General features: G+C 33.7%; 2 protein-coding genes. One reads left to right on the forward strand and one right to left on the reverse strand.

Features of this window, described 5'->3' with window-relative positions; all coding sequences use genetic code 11:
• Nucleotides 1–1445 (reverse strand): two-component regulator propeller domain-containing protein (locus tag FPG59_RS14250; protein WP_303393806.1); only part of this gene is annotated, 1445 nt, incomplete at its 3' end.
• 185 nt (nt 1446–1630) lie between these two features.
• On the opposite strand from FPG59_RS14250, the gene uvrA reads away from it, so the two are divergent.
• Complete coding sequence (gene uvrA / locus FPG59_RS14255; RefSeq protein ID WP_086455245.1) at nt 1631–4429, forward strand: excinuclease ABC subunit UvrA; 2799 nt, start codon at nt 1631–1633, stop codon at nt 4427–4429.
• Nucleotides 4430–4508: the final 79 nt, after the last annotated feature.

Consider the following 4508-nt stretch of genomic DNA (forward strand, 5'->3'; position numbering starts at 1 on the left):
CGTTTTACTTTCAATAGATCTTTATCAAGTTCCAGTCTAAAAACTCCTTTGTATTCATGACTTACGTAAACATCTGAATTTTTTAAAATCTCAAAATACTTAGACGAGTAATCAAAACCTTTGATTTTATTTCTAAAACTCCATTGATTATTTCTTTTTTCTAAAACTGAAATACCATAATAATTTCCTTGTAAAAGATGTGCTTTGTCATTTGGAGATGCCTCAAATTTCCAAGTTCCAGAGGCCGAAAAAATATTCTTAGCCATTCCATTCTCAACAATAAATGTCCCTGAATCATGGCCACAAAAAAGCGTACCATCATGTTCAAATAAAGACCAAACTTGACCTTTAGTACCACTCACAAAACGAAATTCCTCCTGTACAGAATCCTTTTTAAAAAACAACCCTTGATTTGTTCCTACATATAAATTACCGTTACATTTTAAAGAGGTATAAACGGTGCCCAATATTCCTGTATCATCACTATAATTTTGTATGGGTGAACGCAAATTGATACAATTGATACCATTGTCAAGTCCCAACCATACATTTTGATCAACATCTTCATAGAGTGACAAAACAGTATTATTACTCAAACCTTTATTTTGAGTGATATGAAATTTCAATTTACCTGCTGAATCAAGTATAAAAACACCATTGGAAATGGTTCCCAGTGCAAAACTACCATCACTTAACCTCTGACTGCAATACACATTACCTGTAGCAAATTCATTGTCCACATCTGTTTTAATTTTTTTCAAACGTTTATCAATAAGTTTAAAAAAACCATTTTGTTGTGTTTGTAAAAGAAGTCCATCATCATCAGCAAAAATATTTACCAACTTATTTTGCAATACAATTTGATCATTGGTTACAAGACGATACGTACCACTTTCTATTTCAAAAAGACCTTCATTTGCTATTTGAAAATAAATAGCATCTTTAGTACGAAAAGATTTAGTAATGTTGTTTTTGGGACTAATGATGTTAAAAGTATCTGTCTTAGTATCATAAATATACATTCTATTTAAAGACTGAAAAACAACCCATTGTTCAAAATCTAAAACATTCCAAAACTGTTCATCATCAAGAATTTTGTTTTTAATTTTCTTACTTAAGGAATAGTATTTAAGTTTCCCGTTGGACATTCGTTTCCAAAAACCAAATTCCATGTAGGCACCAGAATAAATCTTATTCCCTATAACCTTAACAGATCGTATAATAGTTTCGTTTGGGGACGGATACAGTTCCCAGTTAGACCCATTAAACTCGAGTAGTCCTTCATTATTTGCTAGATAAATAAATTGTTTTTTATCCTGTGAAATCATCCAGTTTTGATTTCCTGCGCCATAGGTTGAAGAACTATATTTTACAATAGGCGGCAACTCTTGTGAGAAGGCACAAAAACAGCATAAAAAAAGAATAAGGTATAACTTTGTTTTCAATGGTAGCGTTTGTTTGTTTTGTCAAAAATAAATCTAAAAATAGTACTTATTTATCGGATGAAAAACATAATTACCATACAAGGCCAAAATTGACTTTTAAACCTCATTTTTAATCATTATTTGTGAGTTGTTCATCCTGAAATCTCTGTTCAAAATTGATTACTTTTGTAAAAATTATCATTTTTATGCAAGTTGACCTTTCTAAATTAGATCCAAAGAAAAATATCATTATAAAAGGAGCGCAAGTACACAATTTAAAAAACGTGGATGTTGCTATACCTAGAAATAAACTAGTGGTTATTACAGGTCTTTCAGGATCTGGAAAATCTAGCTTAGCATTTGATACTTTGTACGCCGAGGGACAGCGTAGGTATGTAGAAAGCTTATCATCTTATGCACGTCAATTTCTTGGCAGACTCGATAAACCAAAGGTAGAATATATTAAAGGTATTGCTCCAGCTATTGCCATTGAACAAAAGGTCAACACTACAAATGCCCGTTCTACAGTGGGCACCTCTACTGAAATTTATGATTATATAAAATTACTTTTTGCAAGAATAGGACGCACTTATTCCCCAGTTTCTGGTGCTGAAGTCAAAAAAAACACAGTTACTGATGTAGTAAATGCGGTAAAAAAGCTAGAACAAAACAGTAAATGGTTGTTATTAGCTCCCATTCATTTAGAACCAGGCAGAAAAATACATGACAAGCTTAATGTTCTTTTGCAACAGGGTTTTGCTAGAATATTGGTGAACAATGAAATGATCAGACTGGATGCTGTTCCTGAAGCTATAAACGATAAAGAAATTTATTTAATAGTGGATCGTATTGTGGTTAACCAAAATCCGGAAGTTGAGGAAGAATTTTACAACCGCCTTGCCGATGCGGTTCAAACTGCTTTTTTTGAAGGGAAAGGCATTTGCTACTTACAAGAATTAAACACCCATATCAAACATACTTTTTCAAATAATTTTGAACTGGATGGCATCACTTTTTTAGAACCAAATGTACATTTGTTTAGTTTCAATAATCCTTATGGCGCCTGCCCAGTGTGCGAAGGCTACGGAAACATTATTGGTATCGATGCTGAGCTTGTAGTACCCAACACCACTTTATCTATTTTTGAAAATGCTATTTTTCCATGGCGTGGTGATAGTATGAGTTGGTATCGTGACGAGTTAGTTAACAAAGCTTACAAATTTGATTTTCCCATTCACAAACCTTTTTATCAACTTACTGAAGAACAAAAAGAAGTTCTTTGGACAGGAAATGGTTATTTTCAAGGCTTAAATGATTTTTTTAAAGAGCTTGAAGAAAAAAACTATAAAATCCAAAATAGAGTGATGCTTTCTCGCTATCGAGGCAAGACAAAGTGTACCGCATGTAAGGGAAAAAGGCTGCGTGTAGAAGCTTCTTATGTTAAGATTAATCAAAAAACAGTTTCTGATTTGGTTGATTTGCCTATCAAGCACTTGGTTACTTTTTTCAAAAACTTAGAATTAAACGTTTATGAAAAACAAATAGCCAACAGATTACTTATTGAAATCAACAACAGATTGTCTTTTTTAACCGAGGTAGGTCTTGATTACTTAACACTCAATAGAAACTCAGCCACACTGTCTGGTGGTGAATCACAACGTATTAACTTAGCTACTTCACTTGGCAGCAGCCTGGTAGGATCTATGTATATCTTGGATGAGCCAAGCATCGGGTTACACCCAAAAGATACCGAAAGACTAATAAAAGTTCTGCTTTCTTTACGCGACTTAGGTAATACTGTAATTGTTGTAGAGCATGACGAGGATATCATGAAAGCGGCTGATATGATTATAGACATTGGCCCAGAAGCTGGTAGTCTTGGTGGAAATTTAGTGGCCCAAGGAACATTTGACGAAATATTAAAATCTACTTCTCTTACAGCAAAATATCTGAATGGTGATTTAGAAATTTCGGTACCAAAAAAACGCCGACAGTTTAAGAACTTCATAGAAATTAAAGGAGCTCGAGAAAACAACTTACAAAATATTGATGTTACATTTCCGCTAGATGTGTTGACGGTCATTACAGGTGTTTCAGGTAGTGGAAAAAGTACACTGGTAAAGAAAATTCTTTTTCCAGCTATGCAAAAAAAGCTAGAAAATATTGGTGAAAAAGCAGGTCAATTCTCAGAAATATCAGGTTCTTTTTCGCAAATAAAACATATCGAATATGTAGATCAAAACCCAATAGGTAGAAGTTCACGTTCAAATCCGGTAACGTATATCAAAGCATACGATGACATTCGGGATTTGTATGCCAAAGAAAAACTTTCAAAAGTTAGAGGATACCAAGCCAAACATTTTTCATTTAATGTTGATGGTGGGCGCTGCGAAACCTGCAAAGGAGAAGGATCTATCAACGTAGAGATGGTATTTATGGCTGATGTGCAATTGCCATGTGAAACCTGCCACGGTAAACGATTTAAAAAAGAAGTATTAGAGGTAGCGTTTGAAGGGAAAAATATTCATGAAATTCTAACCTTGACTATAGATGATGCAATTGCTTTTTTTACAGCTCAGAAACAAACTAAAATAACTCAAAAACTACAACCTCTTCAGGATGTCGGTTTGGGTTATGTACAATTAGGACAATCATCCTCTACCCTTTCTGGCGGAGAAGCACAGCGTATAAAACTGGCCTCATTTTTAGTAAAAGGAGCCACAAAAGACAAAGCTTTATTTGTTTTTGATGAACCTACAACTGGTTTACATTTTCATGATATTAAGAAACTATTGGCGTCTTTTGATGCTTTAATAGAAAAAGGACACTCCATTATTGTAATTGAACACAATCTTGATCTGATTAAATGTGCCGACTGGTTAATTGATCTTGGTCCCGAAGGTGGAGAAAATGGAGGGAAATTATTAGCGGTTGGTACTCCAGAGCAGGTTGTGAAAAATAAAGAATCTATTACTGGAACGTATTTAAAAGCAGTTCTAAAATAATAAAAAAGCCGATATACTTTTTCAAGTATATCGGCTTTTAATATTTGGAATAAGTTATTTAGAATCGGTATCCTAAGCT

This window comes from Flavobacterium sp. FPG59 (assembly GCF_002150205.1).
Lineage (GTDB): Bacteria > Bacteroidota > Bacteroidia > Flavobacteriales > Flavobacteriaceae > Flavobacterium.

Bases quoted from the DNA above. Each gene is read 5' to 3' on its own strand.
- uvrA (WP_086455245.1), top strand. From the start codon at position 1,631: ATGCAAGTTGACCTTTCTAAATTAGATCCAAAGAAAAATATCATTATA.